Origin of the sequence: Streptomyces rugosispiralis (assembly GCF_024505145.1) — a bacterium.
Lineage (GTDB): Bacteria > Actinomycetota > Actinomycetes > Streptomycetales > Streptomycetaceae > Streptomyces > Streptomyces rugosispiralis.
In genome coordinates, this window is the sequence record NZ_JANIAA010000045.1 from 17,315 (window position 1) to 35,585 (window position 18,271).

The window sequence follows — 18,271 nt, forward strand, 5'->3', positions numbered from 1 at the left end:
GTAGCGAAGACATCGCGCGAGGAGCCACCAGTCATCAAGGACCGAAAGATGGGTCCCAATTGCTCGAAACTAATTTCTACCTGTCGTGCTGGCGGTGAACGCTAAGTGGGCGACACAGGCCCGTCAAGCCTTACCGCGCCATCAATTTCCCTGTGTACTAACGGCCCTGATCTTGAGACATTACGAAAATAATTTCGGTGCTACGGTGTTGCGCAGCGCGGGCCCGCTGACCCGCACCTCGCCTCGGGAGAGCTATGGCATCCGATCCCCAACGCGTCACCCTTGCGAAGGTCGCCGAGACCGCCGGCGTATCGGTGGCCACCGTCTCAAAGGTGATCAACGGTCGCCGCGACGTGGCGCAGCAGACCCGCGACAAGGTCCTGGAACTCTTGCGCCGCTACAACTACGGCGGATACCGGGACGACCTGCGCTCGCACCCCACCGTGGAGCTCTTCTTCGGGTTCGAGCGGCTGAGCATCTACCACACCGACATCATTCAGAGCGTGGTGGACGCCGGGGCCCGTGAGGGCATCGCCGTGGTGGTGGGCAGGCGCGGCGACCACGATCCGGCGGCCGATCCCGCCACCTGGGCCCGCGGCCTGGCCGCCGCCGGCCGGCGCGCCGTCATCGCGGTCACGGCGAACACCTTGTCACCCCCGATCCGCGAAGCCCTGAACCGGGTCCGGATGCCGCTGGTGCTGCTCGATCCGGAGTCGCTGCCCGACGACTCGATCGTCAGCGTCGGTGCGACCAACTTCTCCGGCGGTCACGCCGCGGCCACGCATCTGCTCTCCCTCGGCCACCGCCGTATCGCCTACCTCGGCGGCACCGAGCACGCCGGCTCCAACCAGGCCCGGCTGCACGGCTTTCGCAGCGCGATGGACGCGGCCGGCGCCTGGGTGCTGCCCGAACTCATCCGCCATGCCGGCACGTTCCACGCCGCCGAGGGCATCGAGCACGGAGGGCGGCTCCTTGCCGTGAGCCCGCCACCCACCGCGGTGTTCGCCTCCTCCGACGAATTGGCCGCCGGTGTCATCGAGGCTGCCCGGCGGCGCGGCCTGCGCGTGCCGGAGGACCTGAGCGTCGTCGGTTTCGACAACACCCCGCTGGCCCAGGTGACCTCCCCGCCACTGACCACGATCCACGGCCCCGTCCGCGAGATGGGGGCCGTGGCCCTGCGCACCGCCCTTCAGCTGGCCGCCGAGGAGAAGATCGACTCCCACCACGTCGAACTGGCCACGCAGTTGGTCGTACGAGACTCCACCCGGCCCCCGCGTGACTGATACGGGCGGCCACCCCGGGCACGCCGCCGCCCGCTGCCCGGCCACTCCGCACCCGCCGCACGCCGTCCGAATCCCGACGCCTTCAACGGGGCCCAGCCGCACGCCACCCGCGGCCGGCGCTCCACCCGATCCGAAGGAAAAGTCATGTTCCAGCTGCCTCAGCGGGTCCTGTTCGGCGCCGCCTACTATCACGAGTATCGGCCCCCCTACCTCGCGGAGCGGCCGGAGGAGCGGCTCACGTCCGACCTCGACCGGATGGCCGAGGCGCACTTCACCGTCATCCGTGTCGGTGAGTCGGTCTGGTCGACCTGGGAGCCGGAGAACGACGTTTTCGACCTTGACTGGATCGAGCCCGTCCTCGACGGCGCCCACGAACGCGGCATCGCCGTCATCCTGGGTACCCCGACCTACGCGGTCCCGCCGTGGCTGGCGCGCCAGTATCCGGAGATCGCGGGTGAGCGGCGCACCGGCGAGCGGATCGACTGGGGAGCCCGCCAGGAGGTCGACTACACCCACCCCGCCTTCCGCTTCCACGCGGAGCGGGTGATTCGTCGCATCCTCAGCCGCCACGCCCGGCACCCAACGGTCATCGGATTCCAGGTGGACAACGAGCCCGGTCTGCGGCTCCTCCACAACCACGGCGTCTTTCAGCGCTTCACCGACCACCTCCGCCACAAGTACGGCGACGTGGAGACCCTCAACCGCGAGTGGGGCCTGGTCCACTGGTCACATCGCCTGACCACCTGGGCCGATCTGTGGACACCGGACGGCAACGCACAGCCGCAGTACGACGTCGCCTGGCGGGAGTTCCAGGCCAGGCAGACGACCGAGTTCATCGCCTGGCAGGCCGGCATCGTCCGCGAGTACGCCCGCCCCGACCAGTTCGTCACGACGTGCGTCTCCCACCCTCTCCCGGCCATGGACGACGACGAACTCACCGACGCCCTGGACGTCACCGCGGGCAACCCCTACTACGACATGCAGGACGCCCTGCTGCTGCCCGACGAACGCAAGACCGAGCACAACAAGCCGACTGGCGTCTGGACGATCTTCCAGATCGCGGACCGGATCTACTCCTCCCGCCAGGCCCCGTTCCTGGTCACCGAGACCAACGCCGCCAACATCGGCGCCCCCTGGAACAACCGCCCCGCCTACGACGGCCAGTGGCGTCAAGCAGCATGGGCGCTGGTCGCCCGCGGGGCGCGAATGATCGAGTACTGGCACTGGCACACCCTGCACTTCGGCGCCGAGACCTACTGGGGCGGCGTCCTCCCGCACAGCGGCAGACCCGGTCGCACCTACGACGAACTCGCCCGGCTGGGAGCCGAGTTCGAAACGGCCGGGCCCTTGGTCACCGGCCTCGAGCCGGACGCGGACCTCACCATGGTCTACTCGACGCCGAGCAAGTGGCTGATGCAGAAGCACCCGCCGCTGGCCGACCGCAACGGCGGGCCCGACGACGCCTCGTACCACCAGATCTTCGATCCGTTCTACCGCGGTGCCTTCGACTCCGGCCGCCAGGTCCGGATCATGCACGCCCGCCAGTTGCACGACCCACGCGGGGACGGCCCCGGCATGAGCGCCGAGGAGGCCGCGCGCCGCCACCCTGTCCTCGTCGTCCCGGCGCTGTACCTGGCCGCCGACTCGACGCTGGACTGGTTCGCGGCCTACGCGCAGGCGGGCGGCCACCTGGTGCTCGGACCGCGGACCGGGTACGCAGACCACGAGGGCCGGGCCCGCCAGGAGCCGGCACCGGGGCGGCTGGTGGAAGCCGCCGGGGCGAGTTACGAGGAGTTCAGCAATCTGAGGGACGACATCCCGCTGCGCACGGTGCCCAGCAGTCCGCTGCGGCTTCCGGAACAGGCCACCGCCACACGCTGGACCGACGGCCTCACCGCTGTGGACAGCGAGGTGCTCGCCGCCTACGACCATCCGCACTTCGGCCGCTGGCCCGCCATCACCTCCCGCCGACACGGCGCGGGCCGGGTGACCTGCGTCGGCACGGTTCCCGGCCGCGAACTGGCCCAGGCGCTGGCCGTCTGGCTCGCTCCCGCCCCGCGCCACGGTTGGCAGGACCTGCCGCCGTCGGTCACCGTCACCACCGCGACCTCACCGGACGGACACCGCGTCCACGTCGTCCACAACTGGAGCTGGCAGCCCACTCAGGTCACGGCGCCGGTGGCACTGTCCGACGTCCTGGACGCCACGGCCGCGCCCGCCGGTACGGCACTGGGCCTGGGCGCCTGGGACGTACGGATCTTCGTCACCGCCGGCGAGGCGGCGCCCGCAGCATGAGGAAGCGGCCGTCGGTGCTTCCGTACTGCCCGGCCGTCTGCGAGCGCCCCGGACCCCAGCACCGATCACCCTTGCCGCACGCGGTCGTACGCACCGCAGGCAAGCACCCGGCGCCGCGCGACCAGCCGTCACCCACACTCAGAAAGGCAGCCGACGATGACTGAACTGGCCCCCGGATTCCTTTGGGGCGCCTCCTCGGCACCGCACCAGATCGAGGGCAACAACCTCAACAGCGACTTCTGGGCGAACGAGGGGCGCACACCCGGAATGGAGCGCAGCGGCGACGCCTGCGACAGCTACCACCGATATCGCGAGGACATGCGTCTGCTTGCCGACGCCGGTTTGAACGCCTACCGATTCGGCGTCGAGTGGGCGAGGATCGAGCCCGTCCCCGGCGTGATCTCGAAGGCCGAACTCGCCCATTACCGGCGCATGATCGAGACGGCCTTCGAACTCGGCCTGACCCCGGTGGTGACCCTGCACCACTTCACGAACCCGCTCTGGTCGGCCCGGGAGGGCGGCTGGCTCGGCGAGAGCGCCGTACCGCGATTCCGGGCGTACGCCGAGGCTGTCGCCCCGATCCTGGACGGCGTCGAGTGGGTCGTCACCATGAACGAGCCGAACATCTTCGCCACCATGCTCGGCAAGGCGCAGGCCGCCCGGACCCAGGAGGCGGCCGAGGACTGGCAGAGTCCCACCGTCGAGAACGGGGGAGCGCGGCCGCCACTACCGGCTCCCGACGTGAAGATCGGCGAGCGGCTGGTCGAGGCGCACCAAGCCGTCCGGGAGGTACTGCGGGAGCACACCCGCGCGAAGATCGGCTGGACGGTCGCCAACCGCGCCTTCGTCGCCCGCCCCGGGGCCGAACAGAAGAAGCGGGAACTGGAGTACATCTGGGAGGACCTCTACCTGGAAGGGAGCCGTGGCGACGACTTCGTCGGTGTGCAGTCCTATTCCAGTCAGTGGGTCGGCGCGGACGGCGTCGAGCCGCATCCGGCACACCCGGACAACACACTCGTGGGAAACGCGTACCGGCCGGACGCCCTGGGAATCGCCGTACGGCACACCACCGAGGTCACCGGCGGACTGCCGATCCTGGTCACCGAGAACGGCATCGCCACCCGGGACGACACCCGCCGGATCGCCTACACCGGCGAAGCCCTGGAGCACCTCGGCAAGGCGATCTCCGACGGTGTCGACGTTCGCGGCTATCTGCACTGGAGCCTGCTCGACAACTACGAGTGGGGGCACTGGGACCCGACATTCGGTCTGGTGGAAGTCGACCGCGAGACGTTCGAGCGCCGTCCGAAGCCCAGCCTCGCCTGGCTGGGGGAAACCGCCCGCCGCAACCGCATCTGACCTGTACCGCCACCGGAAGGACACACCATGCATTTGCCCGTACCTGACGTCTCGTCCCGGTCCCTGGCCGAACTGATCTCCCTGTCCGGGCGACGGGCCGTGGTGACCGGCGCAGCCCGCGGCCTGGGCCGGGCCATCGCCGAGCGCCTGGCCGAGGCGGGAGCGGACATCCTCGTCGCCGACATCGAGACGACGCTCGCCACCACCGTGGCCGAGGAGCTCGACCGCCGTGGCGAGGGTCGCGCGCTGGCCACGCATCTGGACGTCGCCGACCCCACAAGCGTGGTCGCGGCCGCCGACCTCGCGGTCCGGGAACTCGGAGGGGTCGACATCTGGGTCAACAATGCCGGGATATTCCCCAGCGTGTCCGCACTCGAGATGTCCGGCGAGGCATGGGACGAGGTGTTCGCCGTGAACACCCGCGGGGTCTTCCTGGGCTCCCGGGAGGCCGCGCGCCGGATGAGCGAGTCCGGGACGACGGGAGTCATCGTCAACGTCGTCTCCACAGCCGGGTTCCGGGGGACGGCACCCGGGCTCGCCGCCTACGTCGGCTCCAAGCACGCGTCGCGCGGCATCACCCGGCAGCTCGCCCTCGAGTTCGCGCCGTTCGGCATCCGCGTGCTGGGCGTCGCGCCGACGTTCGTGCCGACCGAGGGGAACATGTCGGCGGCAGTGGAGGCTACTGCCGCCGCCGGGACTCCTATGGACTCCGAAGCCATCAAGGCCGTGATGCGGCCCGGCCCGCTCGGCAGGCTCGGCGTGCCCGACGACATCGCCCGCGTGGTGCTGTTCTGCGCGAGCGACCTCTCGGCCTTCATGACGGGCAGCACCCTCCTGGCCGATGCCGGCGAAACGGCTTGACCCGTATCGCCGCAGCCGCTCCGGCCCCCTCGGGTCCGCGGCCCACGCCGGACGCGCGGGGACCCAGCTCTGCGCACGGCCACAGGACACGGTCACCTCGCGGCGAGTGCGCGCGAGCCGGTCATACGGCCCCTTCCAGTGCGGTGCCGGCCGTGGTGCGCCGCCGCCCGGACGAGGTGACGTGGAGTGTACGGCTCACCGGTTCGCAGCCCCCGGCTTCCGCGATGACCGTGATCGTGCCCACGGCCGTCGGCCGGATGACCGCGAGGGCGCGTCCGTCGAACGTCCGACGGACGTGCGCGCCGAATGCCTCCTCGGTGACCGGCGCCCGAAGACGATCTCGCGGTAGTACGACACCGGACGGGATGCCCTGTGATGTCGAGGTCGCCGCAGTTGGCTGTCAGGCCGGGGTAGCCGGCCGTCAACCCGTTCCCCTGGTCCGTCTGGTCCGCGTACCGGACGGAGCCAAGGCCGGTCTCACCGAGGTAGTCGAGCCCCGTCCAGGTGAAATCACCTATCACGTGCGGATGTTGCCGCACGAGCGCCCAGTTGCGGCCGATGACGGTCGGGAAGGTCTCCGTTCCGACGATGACCCGGTCGGGGAAGAGGTCATGATCGAGCCGTAGCGGGACTCGCCGTAGTTCATCCCGGCGACGTCGAGCACGGCGAACGATTCCTCCGTTAAGTTGAGTCGAGCCTCAAGGTGGACTGTAACACTTAACATGAGACCGAGTTCAAGATGCGAGGGGACCAGACATGACCAGCCCGAAGGCCCTGCGACGCGACGCCCGCGACAACATCGCCAAGCTCCGCGCCGCGGCGCTGGAGGTCTTCTCGGCGAAGGGGCTCAACGCACCGCTCGACGAAATCGCCCAAATCGCGGGCGTGAGCATCGGCACCCTCTACAACCGGTTCGGCTCCCGTGAAGCCCTGATCAACGCCGTCCTTCCCGACGTCGCCGGCCACCGCCTCCAGTCCCTGCGCTCCGACGTGGAGGCACAGCCCACGGCCCGCGGACGCCTGGAGGCGTTCGTGCGCGGGATGATCGCCTTGCAGCAGGACGACCCGGCCCTCAACGACGCGATCCTGCGCCGCTTCCCGGACGCGACCGCCGTGCAGGGCGTGTGCGAGGTCTCCACCGCTCTGGGGCGGCAACTGGTGCGTGACGCACACCAGGAGGGGTCGCTCGCACCCGACTTCACCGAGGACGACCTGCTCCGCCTGCTGTGGCTGGCCGGCACGGCCAGCCGGGAGCCCTCCCGCCCGGCCGGATGGCAACGAATCCTCGACCGCGCCCTCGCCTCGGCCTGGCTCGACTGTGCGGAGCAGCCGTCCGTCGCGCCACAACCGAGGAACGGCACCGCGGAGCCGACCGCCTGAAGCGGAGCACACCCATTTCGGCCCCTCGGCCGGAGCGGGAGAACACGGGCCAGCCCGGCACTGGGCGTTCCGCCCACTGCGGGATGATCGCTTCAGGTGTTCGGGAACACCTCCACATCGGGTGGCACATGCCCGATGCTGCGCCCCTCGCTGTCGAGTAGTCGGCCCATCTGTTTCACGGTGTGCAGACACGCGGCCCGATCCACGATGGTGAGGTGACGGGAGCGCTCGGTGATCGTCGCCTCCAGCCGCGGCAGATCTCCGAGCGACCGTAGCCAGACCATCAGCAGGAGGTTCCGCTCTCCGGTGAGGGCGCAGCACAGGCGTACGTCAGGGAGGGCGGCCAGCGAGCGCGCCGTGGCCTCCAGGTGCTGCGGTGCCACGCTCGCCCACAGGACGGCCGAGTGCGGCCAGCCCGACAGGGACTGAGCCATCTCGCAACGCAGCCGGAGCAACCGGTGGGCCAGCAGGCGCTTCACACGGCGGCGCGCCGTGGGCTCGCTGATCCCGGCGCGTTCGGTGAGCTCCGCGTAGGACATACGGCCGTCCTCGTGCAGCAGGCGGTACAGCTCCCGGTCCACGGCGTCCACCCGAGCACCGCCCACCGTCGCGGACGGTGCGCGGCCCGCTTCCAGCGCGCGTTGCTGCGACCGTTCAAGGCTGCGCAGCCGCCACCGGCTCGGCTCGCTGTAGCCCACGGTCCGCATCTCGGCCCGGTACGCCCGGACACCGGGCAGCCGCCCGACCAAGCCGCGCAGGTAGCCCGACACCTCCGCGGATGTGCGCGACGCCGCCATGGCCAGTAGCCCGTACGAGCCTGTGAGGTGGTGGACGTAGTGCACCTGGGGCTCGGCGCTCAAAGCGGTGGCCGTGTCGTCCAACCGGTCGGGAACGCACTCGATCTCGATGTACGCCACGCAGAACTCGCTGTGCAGGGAGGGGCCGACCACACAGGTGACCCACGCCAGCCCGGCTTCGGTCAGCCGCTGCCAACGACGCGCCACTGTCACGGGGTCGAGCGCGAGGGCCCGGCCCAACTGGGCCCAGGAGGCGCGAGGAGTGAGCTGGAGCGCGTTGATCAGCTCCAGATCCTTCTCGTCGACGGATTCGTGCGGCATGCCTCTGCTTATCACGGTGTGCGTGTGGTGGACAGTGCCGATTTACCCGGCTGTCGTGACGGAATGCTGCGTATCGGCGGCCGCTCCACGCGGTCTGCCGATTCTGGTGGCCCGTACCCGCTTGGTGTCATCGAGGAGGTCACAGATCGTGAGGATTGCCAGAGCCGATCAGGACGGCGGACCCGGCCGGCGGCGGCGCGACCAAGACGGCGGAGCCGGCCGGCAGCGGCGCGACCTGGTCGTACGCGAGGCGGTGCGGTCCGGTCTGGTCGGCCCGGCCCAGGTGGTGTCAGGGTTCGTCGACGCGGACGGGATCCAGGAGTCCGTGCGCGACCTGCACCGGGCCTTCGGCGACGCGCCGGTACTGCACACGTTCGCCGTCAAGGCCGCGTCGCTGGTCCCCGTGCTGCGGCTGCTCGCCCGGTCCGGCATGGGGTGCGAGGTCGCCAGCCCCGGCGAGCTGGCCCAGGCCGTCGCCGCCGGCTTCCCGCCGGAACGCATCGTGCTGGACTCACCGGCGAAGACCCATGCCGAACTGGCCCATGCGCTGGAGCTGGGAGTGGCGGTGAACGCCGACAACTTCGCCGAGGTGGACCGCATCGGTGAACTGCTCGCTGTCAGCGAGAGCGCCTCGGTGCTCGGGCTGAGGATCAACCCGCAGGTCGGCGCCGGAGCCATCGACGCGATGAGCACCGCCTCGGCCAGTTCGAAGTTCGGCGTGCCACTGCGGGATCCCGGGGCACGGCAGCGCGTCCTCGACACGTTCGCCGAGCGGCCCTGGCTGACCCGGCTGCACGTACACGTCGGTTCGCAGGGCTGCTCCCTGGAACTGATCGGCGAAGGGGTGCGCGCCACGTTCGAACTCGCCGAGGAGATCAACGCGGCGGCCAGACGGCAGCAGGTGACCAGTCTGGACATCGGCGGCGGCCTGCCGGTCAACTTCGACGACGACGAGATCCGCCCGACGTACGAGACCTACGTCCGGCGGCTGCGCGCCGCGGTTCCCGGACTCCTCACCGGACGCTACGACCTGGTCACCGAGTTCGGCCGTTCCCTGGTCGCCAAGAACGGCTTCACGGCCGCGGTCGTGGAGTACACCAAGGACACCGGTGGCCGCCGTATCGCGCTGACGCACGCGGGCGCGCACATCGCCACCCGCACCGTCTTCATGCCGGATGCCTGGCCGCTGCGGATCGCCGTGTACGACCGCGACGGCCGGCCCAAGTATGCTCCCGAGCGCGTTCAGGACGTCGCGGGTCCGTGCTGCTTCGCCGGGGACCTCGTCGCCCGCGGGCGCACGCTGCCCGAGCTGGCGCCCGGCGACCTCGTGGTGCTGCTGGACACCGGCGGCTACTACTTCTCCACCCCCTGGTCGTACAACAGCCTCGCCCGGCCCGCCGTACACGGCTTCACCACACACGGACCGGCCCCGCGGTTCGCCACGGTCCGACGGGAGCAGACCCTCGCCGAGATCCTCGCCGAAAGCGGCGTCGACCAGGCGGACGCGCTCCTCTTCGGCGACTTCGGCGACTTCGGCGAGGCGGGCAGCGACGCGGCCCACGCGCGGCTCGTACCGACAGGAGACTGACGTGGCACTGACCGAAGAGCCCGCGACGGCCGTCCGTCGCATGCCCGCGGCGAAGGCCGCCGCGCCCTACGCCATCGCCGTCGCGGGACTGATCGCCGCGCTGGTACTCGGCTTCGTCATCCACGCGCCGACGATCTGGGGCCTGCTCCCGATCGGCATGTACGCGGTGCTCTCGCTGTGCGGCATGAACCTTCTGCTGGCCACCGTGGTCTCCCTGCTGGCCGCGATCCTCCTCGTCCACCGTTCACCCACCGACGTCGGCACCCTCCTCGGCACCTCGCTCGGCGACACCGTCACCCTCATCGGCCTCATCTGCCTGCTCGGCGCCGGTCTGGGCGAGGTGCTGCGGCAGACCGGCGCGGCCGGCATCCTGGTCCACGGCATCCTGCGCATGGCCCGCCGGGACAGCCAACTCGCCATCCACTTCGGCGTGATGCTGTCCTGTCTGGTCCTCACGTTCGCCCTGGGCACCCTCGCCGGAGCGCTGGCCATCGCGGCCCCGATCGTCGTCCCGGTGATGGCCCGCGCGGGTCTCACCCGCTCCACGACCGCGACCGTCATGTTCCTCGGCGGCTGCGCGGGGCTGGCCCTCGCCCCCTTCGCCGGATCCAACATCGCCATCCTCGACGCCTCCGGCCTGGACTACGGCACGTACGTGCTCGTCGGCGCGGGCCCGCTCGCCGTCCTGTCCCTGGCCCTCTCGCTCGTCGTCGTCCCGCGCGTCCAGCGTCGCTCCGCGGCCGCCGGCGACGACTTCTACGAGGACATCGACACGGGCGCGGGCGACGAGCCGTCCGGAGCCCGTGGTGCGCGTGCCACCTGGGCGTTCGCGGTGGCGCTCGTGGTCTCCGTCGGGTATGCCACCGCCGGCAAGTCCGGTACCGCGTTCCCGCTGCTGGCCCTGCCCACCATGGCCGCGCTCACCGCCGCCGCGGGTGGACTGTCCGTCAAGGACACCATCGACGCGTTCTGCCGGGGCGCGGCACGCATGGTCGAGACGTTCCTGCTGTTCTGGATGCTCGCCGCGTTCTTCCTGGCGGTCAACGAACTCCAGCCCTACGAGGTCCTCCTAAACCGCTTCGGCCCCCAGCTGCACGGCCTGGCCCCGCTGCCCTTCGCGATCGCCGTGGCGCTCCTGGGCTGGCTCGGCGTCCCGGGGGCCACGGCCGCGCACGTGGTGTTGCTCAACAAGGTCTTCGGACCGCTCGGCACCAGCATCGGCCTCACGCCCGCCGCCTGGGCGGTGACCTACCTGTGGGGATCGAAGGCCGACACCTACGGCCCCTACCCCAACGCGAACATGATGGCCGCTCTCGGCTTCGCCGAAGGCACCCGGCTGAGGACGCTGCTCACGGTGGGCTGGACGCTCCTCATCCCGGCAGCGGCCATGTACGCCCTCATCCTCGCCCTGCTCCTCTGACCGGCTGGGCTCCCAGGTACCCGCACCGCATTCCACCGCGAAGGAAGCACGTTGTACGAATTCGATGTACTCGCCGTCGGCGGCACCGTCATCGACGGCACCGGCGGCCCCACCCGACGGGCCGATGTCGGCATCCGCGGCGACCGTATCGTCCTCCTCGGCCGGGCCGCGCCAGGCGCCACCGCGCGGGAGGTGCTCGACTGCACCGGCCACGTCGTCGCACCCGGCTTCATCGACCTGCACTCGCACGCCGACTTCACCGTATGCGACACGCCCAGCGCCGAAGCGTGCGTCAGACAGGGCGTCACCACCATCGTCACGGGCAACTGCGGCAGTTCCCCCTTCCCCATCACCCCGGAACGCCGCCACGCGCTGGACACCACGCTCGCCCGCGGCGGCAGTAGCAGCGCCGAGATGCCCTGGGAAGACTTCGCCGGCTTCGCACACGCGGTGGAGCAGGCCGAACCGTGCGTCAATCTCGCCGCCCTCGTCGGCCACTCGGCCCTCCGCATCGCCGCGGTCGGCACAGAACTGCGCCCCGCGACGGCCGACGAGACCGCCCACATGTGTGCACTCCTCGTCCGGGCCGCCGAACAGGGAGTGTTCGGCCTGTCCACCGGGCTCATCTACGCCCCCGGATCGTTCGCCGGTACGGACGAGGTCGTGGCGCTGGCCACCGAGGCCCGGCGGGCCGGGCTGCTCTACAGCACCCATATCCGCGACGAGGGCGACCATCTCGTCGAAGCCGTGACCGAAGCCCTGGACACCGCCCGGCGCAGCGGCGTGCGCCTCCAGGTCTCGCATCTCAAGGCGATGGGCCCCGCCAACCACGGCAAGGTGCACGAGGCGCTGGCCCTCATCGAGTCCGCCGCCGCGGAAGGACTCGACGTGGCCTGCGACGTCTACCCCTACGCCGCGTCCTCCACGCGACTCACCTCCCGCCTTCCCGACTGGGCGCTGGACGGCGGCCTCGACGCGCTCCTCGCCCGACTGGACAACCCGAAGACCCGCGAGGCGATCGCCGCGGAACTCCGGGCGAAGACCGGACACACCTTCCTGCCCGAAGGCACCGTCATCGCCGCGATGCCACCGGGCCGCTACTCCTCATGGGTGGGCGGCACGGTCCAGGACATCGCCGTCGCCACCGGCCGCGACCCAGCCGAGGCATCCCTCGACGTGCTGCGTGCCCACCAGGCTCAGGTCTGGATCGTCAACCACGCCATGTCCGAGGCGGATGTGGACACAGTGCTCCGCCACCCCCTGAGCGCAGTCGTCAGCGACGGCTGGGAACTGGACACGGCCACCGACGGCCACCCCCACCCCCGTCACTTCGGCACGTTCGCCCGGGTCCTCGCCCGGTACACCCGCGACCGCCGGATCCTCACCCTCCAGGACGCCATCCGCAAGATGAGCGCACTGCCCGCGGCCCGCCTCGGCCTCACCGACCGGGGCACCGTGAGCGAAGGCACGGTCGCCGACCTCACCGTCTTCGATCCCAAGACGGTCAGCGACACCGCCACATACGACGCACCGCTCTGCTACGCCGAGGGCACCCGCCACGTCCTCGTCAACGGCCGCCCCGTACTGCGCGACGGTGCCTTCACCGCGCACCGCCCCGGCATGGTGCTTCGCAAGACGGCCGCGCGACGGTGATGTCGAAGTCGGCCAGGCGTCTACGTCCCGGGCCAACTCATCCGGACACCGTTCGCTCGGCGCCCGTGCTCAGTGCCGAACCCGCGGTCATGTTCGTGATCGGCATGGTGATCCGTGACCTGCTGTTGATCTCCGGTCATATCGGAATTGGTGCGGGCTTGCGGGCCAGCAGGCAGGCGTGCGGTCTGTTCACCCGCCCGCCGGGCTCCTGCTCCAGCCTCGCGGTGACGAGGAGTCCGGCCTGCTCCAGCAGGCCGACCACGCGCTCCAGTGGCAGGAGGTACGACTCGTAGGACACCGGACGGCCATAGCCCTGGGTCGGCTGCAGCCGTTCATCGCCGACGTAGTCTCCCCAGAGCAGGTAGCCGCCGGGCGCGAGCGTGCGGTGAAACTCGGCGAACACCGCCGGCAGCCACTGCGGGGGAGTGTGGTGGGTGGAGTACCAGGCCAGGACGCCGCCGAGTTCGTCGCCCCCGATCTCCAACGCGGTCATCGAGCCCTCGGTGAACCGCAGGTCCGGATAGGCGCGCCGGGCCAGCCCGATCATCTTCGGTGACAGATCGACACCGAAGGCGGACACTCCCAGCCCGGCCAGGTGCGCCGTCACGCGGCCGGGGCCGCATCCCAGATCCGCGACCGGCCCCGGACCAGCCGTCCGCACGAGCTCGGCAAACCCCGCCAGCATCGCACGTGACAGCGGGTCCAGCGCGGCTGGAGGCGGGACGCGTTCGACGTAGTCAGCGGCAACGGTGTCGTACGACTCGCGCACAGCGGTCAGAAACGAGGGCTCAGCCATGCGGGCGACCCTAGACCAGAGGACCGACAGGCCGTGTCACGACCTTGAGTTGACCCGCGCGACATCCACCGCCGTAGACACCCGGCCATCACACCCCTCCGGTGATCTTTCAGTGCTGTGGTTCGTTCCCTCTTCCGCCAGGGATTGGACGGCCTCGCGGTGGTGGCGGAGGGTGGCGTGGCAGTTGGCGGTGCCTTCGAGCGCGTGGGCCTGGTCCAGGGGGCTGTTGATCTGGCGGGCCAGGGTGAGGGCTTGCTGGTAGGTGGCGAGCGCGGGCCCCGGTCCGATGGTGGCGGCCTGCAGGTCCCCGGCGGCGGCGAGGGCCTCAGCCTCGCCTTTACGGTCACCGAGTTCGTGGAACCGGGCGCGGGAGCGCTCCAGAAGATCAGCAGCCTTGACATAGTTCCTCGTCTCTCTGCTGATTTGGCCCAACTCGAGTAGGGCCCAGGCTTCGTTCTGGCGGTTGTCGAGGGTGTGGTAGCGGCCGTAGGCCCGCTGGGCCAACTGGGCGGCCTCCGGATAGTCACCCGTCCGCCGCCGTACCCAGCCCAGGTCCAGGACGGCGTGGGCTTCGGCGTCAGGGGAGTTGAGGGTGTGGGCAGCGTGGGCGGCGGCCTGGTGCAGGGCAATGGCTTCGGCCCAGTGGCCCTCCTGGTCGAGGAAGGCGGCCATCGTGCGGGCCAGCGCGGAGGCGTGGGGCAAGTGGTCAGCACGGCCCGGTGATCTGGGCCGGAAGAGGCTCGCGGTCGGCGATCGCGAGCAGGGGAGACGCTGTCGGGCCGGGCCCCGTTCCGCGAGTGCTTCGATGCCGTACAGCCGGCTCTGGTCGTGGCCACCAGGCTCGCCCTGGTCCGGCAGGCCTTGGTATCCGGGGAGATCCGACCGGGATAACGTCTTACCGGCAACCGGTGGCCGGTAGTCGGTTACTCAGGAGTAATGATGACTGAGAAGCACGGATACTGCACGCTGTGCCGCTCTCGATGCGGTGCCGTCTACACCATCGAGGCAGGCGCTCTGCGGGGAGTGCGGCCCGACCCCGAGCATCCGACGGGTGCGGCGATGTGCCCGAAAGGACGGGCGGCACCAGAAATCGTGCACAGCCCGGACCGCCTGACCCAGCCGCTTCGGCGGACCACCCCCAAGACCGATCCGGACCCCAAGTGGGAGCCCATCGGCTGGGAGGAAGCCTTGAGTGAGACCGCCGAAAGACTGGGACGGATCAAGGCTCGGGACGGCGCGGAAGCCGTGGCCTTCGCCGTGACGTCGCCCAGCGGTACCCCACTGTCGGACTCCATCGACTGGATCGAGCGTTTCATCCGCCTCTTCGGCAGCCCCAACACCTGTTACTCCACCGAAGTCTGCAACTGGCACAAGGACTGGGCCCACGCCTTCACGTTCGGAAGTTCACTGCCGACCGCGGACTTCGCCGCAACGGACCTCGCCGTGCTCTGGGGGCACAACCCCGCCAAGACATGGCTGGCTCAGTCGGCGGCCCTCGCCCAAGCCCGAGCCGATGGAGCCCGCCTGGCGGTCATCGACCCCCGCCGCTCGAGCAGTGCGCTGGAAGCGGATCACTGGCTGCGTGTCCGTCCTGGTACGGACGCGGCCCTGGCCCTGGGCATCGCCCGGCTCGTGCTGGAACGTCAGGGCTACGACGACGGATTCGTTCGGGGCTGGACAAACGCTCCCCTGCTCGTTCGCCGTGACACGGGACGCTTTCTGCGTGCCCAAGAGGTTGATCCGGATCTCGACGGTTACGTCGTCTGGGACACCGTTGACGACACCTGGCGGCCGTACGACACTCTCCGCGCCGCGCGGAACCCCGGCCGTTTCGCCCTGCGCGGCACCCATCGAGTGCGCACACGCACCGGCGCGGTCGACTGCGAGCCCGCCTTCGAGCGATACCGCGACGCCTGCCGGCCATGGAATGTGGAGGAAACCGCCCGCACCACCGGCATCGACCCAGCGGAGCTGACCGCCTTCGCCGACGCACTCATCCGGGCACGGTCCGTGTCCTACCACGCGTGGACCGGCGTCGGGCAACACGCCAATGCCACCCAGACCGAGCGAGCCATCGCCACGCTGTACGCGCTGACCGGCAGCTACGACGCGCCCGGAGGCAACGTCATATGGCCGCGGCACGCCCTGAATCCGGCCACCGACCTTACCCAGCTCCCACACGGCCAGCGGGCCAAGGCCCTCGGCATGGCGGAACACCCGCTCGGCCCTCCCGCCCAGGGCTGGATCAGCGGCCGGGATCTGTGCCGCGCGATCCTGTCGCGGGATCCGTACCCGGTACGAGCCCTGGTCGGATTCGGCAGCAACCTGGTGCTCTCACAGCCGGATCCGCGACGCACGGCCGCCGCTCTTCGCGACCTCGACTTCTACGTACACCTCGACCTCTTCCCCAACCCCACCTCCCAGTTCGCCGACATCGTGCTTCCGGTCAACAGCCCCTGGGAACACGAGGCGATCAGGGCCGGATTCGAGATCAGCCGGCGGGCCCAGGAACACGTCCAGCTCCGGCCGCGCATGGTGGAGCCGGTGGGGCAGTCCCGCTCCGACACCGAAGTCGTCTTCGACCTCGCTCGGCGTCTGGGTATGGGCGCCGATTTCTTCGACGGCGACGTCACGGACGGCTGGAATCACCAGCTCGAGCCCCTGGGCCTGACCGTCGACGAACTCCGCCGCCATCCTCGCGGCCTCCGGGTCCCCCTCGAGACGGTCTATCGCAAGTACGCCCAGAGCGCGGAAGACGGCCAGGTCACCGGGTTCGCCACGCCGACCCGACGGGTCGAGCTGTACTCGGAACGGCTCGCGCTGCACGGCTACTCCGCCGTCCCCGTCCATTCCGCGCCCGGTACCGGACCCGACTCCCGCTACCCGTTGTCGCTGACCTGCGCGAAGAACGGCTACTTCTGCCACAGTCAGCACCGGGGACTGTCCTCTCTGCGCAAGCGCAGCCCGGAACCCACTGTCGACATCAGCCCGGCACTGGCACAGCGGCGCGACATCCGCGATGGCCAATGGGTGGCGCTGTCCACGCGCATGGGGATGATCCGCATGCGCGCACGTATCGACCACGATCTGCACGATGACGTCGTATGCGCCGAATACGGCTGGTGGCAGCAGGCCGCGGACCTGGCACTGCCGAGTTTCGATCCCTATGACGAAACGGGCAGCAACTACAACCTCCTCATCGGCGACGACGTACGCGACCCGATCAGTGGGTCGGTGCCGATGAGGTCCAGCAGTTGCGACATCCAGCCCATCGTGACGTCTCATTGGGAGGGAACCAAGGAGTTCACCATCGTCTCCGTCGTACCGGAAGGAGCCGATGTCCTGGCCTTGCGCATGGAACCTGCCGACGGTTCGGAACTGCCCGATTTCCGGCCGGGCCAGCACATCACCCTCAGCTTCCCCACCACGGGCCCCGCGGCCGCGGAGCGATCACCGGCACGTTGCTACTCCCTGACCGGCCCCGCGCAGGACAAGGACCGCACGTCGTACAGCATCGCCGTGCGCCGCCTGCCGGACGGACAGGTCTCCGGCCAGGTGCACGCGACCGCACGTGCGGGGAAGCGCGTGCGACTGACGGCGCCGGCAGGGCTGTTCGCCATCCCGCCCGACATCGGTCGGCCGGTCGTGCTCCTCGCCTCCGGAATCGGGATCACGCCGTTCATCGGCTACCTCGAGACGCTGGCCCGCGGCGGCGGCAGCGTCCCCGAGGTCGTACTGCACTATGGCAGCCGAAATTCCACCTCACACGCCTTCCGGAACCGTATGAGCGAACTACGGGACATCGTCCCCCGGCTCCGCGTCCACACCCACTACAGCCGACCGGAACCCCACGACGCCCTCGGCCGCGACTACCACCACTTCGGACGCGTCAGCGCCGCCGATGTCGATGCCCGACTCATCGAACACCGCGCCCGGTTCTACCTATGCGGACCGGAGAGCATGCTCTCCGACATCACCGCCGGCCTTGTCGACCGGGGCGTGCCACGCTTCGACATCTTCGCCGAAAAGTTCCACGCCGCCCCACAGCGCGTCGACATCCCCGACAGCGCACAGGCCACCGTCCGCTTCACCCGCGCCAACCGCGAGATCACCTGGCGCGGAGAAGACGGCACGCTGCTGCAACTGGCGGAGAGGGAAGGGATCCGCCTGCCCAGCGGCTGCCGTTTGGGCCAGTGCGAAAGCTGCGCCATCACCGTTCTGGACGGGCAGGTCGCGCATCTGGTCACCCGCCCGGAGGACCTGGCCGACGACCAGTGCCTGACCTGTCAGGCCGTGCCCGTGACCGACGTCACTCTCGACGCCTGACCGCTTGACCGTCTGATCGAAAGACAACGATGCTGAACATCGACGCCCAACAGACCATCAGCGCACCGCCGTTCCACGACCCCGTCCCCGCGTTCCGGTAAGGCTTCGTTCCCGGCCCCAACACTCCTGCCCGCCACCACCACACCGTCGACACCGACACCGACACCGGCGCCACCATCCTGCTGATGCCCG

At 70.0% G+C, this 18,271-nt stretch carries 12 protein-coding genes; 9 read left to right on the forward strand and 3 right to left on the reverse strand.

Annotated features, from left to right (window positions below; all coding sequences use genetic code 11):
• Window positions 1-254: 254 nt before the first annotated feature.
• The 5 genes from NP777_RS39835 to NP777_RS39855 all read left to right on the forward strand — a co-directional run bounded on the left by NP777_RS39835 (window position 255) and on the right by NP777_RS39855 (window position 7,178).
• Complete coding sequence (locus NP777_RS39835) at window positions 255-1,283, forward strand: LacI family DNA-binding transcriptional regulator (protein ID WP_256655059.1); 1,029 nt, start codon at window positions 255-257, stop codon at window positions 1,281-1,283.
• 144 nt (window positions 1,284-1,427) lie between these two features.
• Window positions 1,428-3,578 (forward strand): beta-galactosidase, encoded by a 2,151-nt coding sequence (locus NP777_RS39840; RefSeq protein ID WP_256655060.1) that lies wholly within the window; start codon window positions 1,428-1,430, stop codon window positions 3,576-3,578.
• A 156-nt stretch (window positions 3,579-3,734) separates the two neighbouring features.
• Window positions 3,735-4,937 carry a glycoside hydrolase family 1 protein gene (locus tag NP777_RS39845; RefSeq protein WP_256655061.1) on the forward strand — a complete coding sequence of 401 codons (1,203 nt, stop codon included), beginning with the start codon at window positions 3,735-3,737 and terminating at the stop codon, window positions 4,935-4,937.
• A 27-nt stretch (window positions 4,938-4,964) separates the two neighbouring features.
• Window positions 4,965-5,798: an SDR family NAD(P)-dependent oxidoreductase gene (locus NP777_RS39850; protein WP_256655062.1), complete on the forward strand. Its 834-nt coding sequence runs from the start codon at window positions 4,965-4,967 to the stop codon at window positions 5,796-5,798.
• 756 nt (window positions 5,799-6,554) lie between these two features.
• Window positions 6,555-7,178 carry a TetR/AcrR family transcriptional regulator gene (locus NP777_RS39855; protein WP_256655063.1) on the forward strand — a complete coding sequence of 208 codons (624 nt, stop codon included), beginning with the start codon at window positions 6,555-6,557 and terminating at the stop codon, window positions 7,176-7,178.
• A gap of 92 nt (window positions 7,179-7,270) precedes the next feature.
• Here NP777_RS39855 and NP777_RS39860 read toward each other — a convergent pair whose 3' ends face one another.
• On the reverse strand, window positions 7,271-8,296 hold the full coding sequence (locus NP777_RS39860; protein WP_256655064.1) for an Lrp/AsnC family transcriptional regulator: 1,026 nt from the start codon (window positions 8,294-8,296) through the stop codon (window positions 7,271-7,273).
• Between the two features lie 154 nt (window positions 8,297-8,450).
• On the opposite strand from NP777_RS39860, the gene NP777_RS39865 reads away from it, so the two are divergent.
• From NP777_RS39865 to NP777_RS39875, 3 genes are read left to right on the forward strand one after another with little or no spacing between them, the layout of a single operon-like run.
• Complete coding sequence (locus NP777_RS39865; protein WP_391858668.1) at window positions 8,451-9,884, forward strand: diaminopimelate decarboxylase; 1,434 nt, start codon at window positions 8,451-8,453, stop codon at window positions 9,882-9,884.
• 1 nt (window position 9,885) lies between these two features.
• Window positions 9,886-11,304, forward strand: coding sequence for a Na+/H+ antiporter NhaC family protein (locus tag NP777_RS39870; protein ID WP_256655065.1), 1,419 nt, complete (start codon window positions 9,886-9,888; stop codon window positions 11,302-11,304).
• Window positions 11,305-11,355: 51 nt separating this feature from the next.
• On the forward strand, window positions 11,356-12,957 hold the full coding sequence (locus tag NP777_RS39875) for an N-acyl-D-amino-acid deacylase family protein (protein WP_256655066.1): 1,602 nt from the start codon (window positions 11,356-11,358) through the stop codon (window positions 12,955-12,957).
• Window positions 12,958-13,093: 136 nt separating this feature from the next.
• Here NP777_RS39875 and NP777_RS39880 read toward each other — a convergent pair whose 3' ends face one another.
• Together NP777_RS39880 and NP777_RS39885 are read right to left on the reverse strand one after the other, a co-directional pair.
• Entirely contained in the window at window positions 13,094-13,753 is a 660-nt protein-coding gene (locus NP777_RS39880) for a class I SAM-dependent methyltransferase (protein WP_256655067.1), read from the reverse strand.
• 36 nt (window positions 13,754-13,789) lie between these two features.
• A complete protein-coding gene (locus NP777_RS39885; protein ID WP_256655068.1) occupies window positions 13,790-14,455 on the reverse strand; it encodes a tetratricopeptide repeat protein in 666 nt (221 codons plus the stop codon).
• 237 nt (window positions 14,456-14,692) lie between these two features.
• Here NP777_RS39885 and NP777_RS39890 point away from each other — a divergent pair, with 237 nt between their 5' ends.
• Entirely contained in the window at window positions 14,693-18,079 is a 3,387-nt protein-coding gene (locus tag NP777_RS39890) for a molybdopterin-dependent oxidoreductase (protein ID WP_256655069.1), read from the forward strand.
• Window positions 18,080-18,271: the final 192 nt, after the last annotated feature.

Coding starts and splice junctions, on each gene's coding strand:
- NP777_RS39835 (WP_256655059.1), top strand. CDS start 255: ATGGCATCCGATCCCCAACGCGTCACCCTTGCGAAGGTCGCCGAGACC.
- NP777_RS39840 (WP_256655060.1), top strand. CDS start 1,428: ATGTTCCAGCTGCCTCAGCGGGTCCTGTTCGGCGCCGCCTACTATCAC.
- NP777_RS39845 (WP_256655061.1), top strand. CDS start 3,735: ATGACTGAACTGGCCCCCGGATTCCTTTGGGGCGCCTCCTCGGCACCG.
- NP777_RS39850 (WP_256655062.1), top strand. CDS start 4,965: ATGCATTTGCCCGTACCTGACGTCTCGTCCCGGTCCCTGGCCGAACTG.
- NP777_RS39855 (WP_256655063.1), top strand. CDS start 6,555: ATGACCAGCCCGAAGGCCCTGCGACGCGACGCCCGCGACAACATCGCC.
- NP777_RS39860 (WP_256655064.1), bottom strand. CDS start 8,296: ATGCCGCACGAATCCGTCGACGAGAAGGATCTGGAGCTGATCAACGCG.
- NP777_RS39880 (WP_256655067.1), bottom strand. CDS start 13,753: ATGGCTGAGCCCTCGTTTCTGACCGCTGTGCGCGAGTCGTACGACACC.
- NP777_RS39890 (WP_256655069.1), top strand. CDS start 14,693: ATGACTGAGAAGCACGGATACTGCACGCTGTGCCGCTCTCGATGCGGT.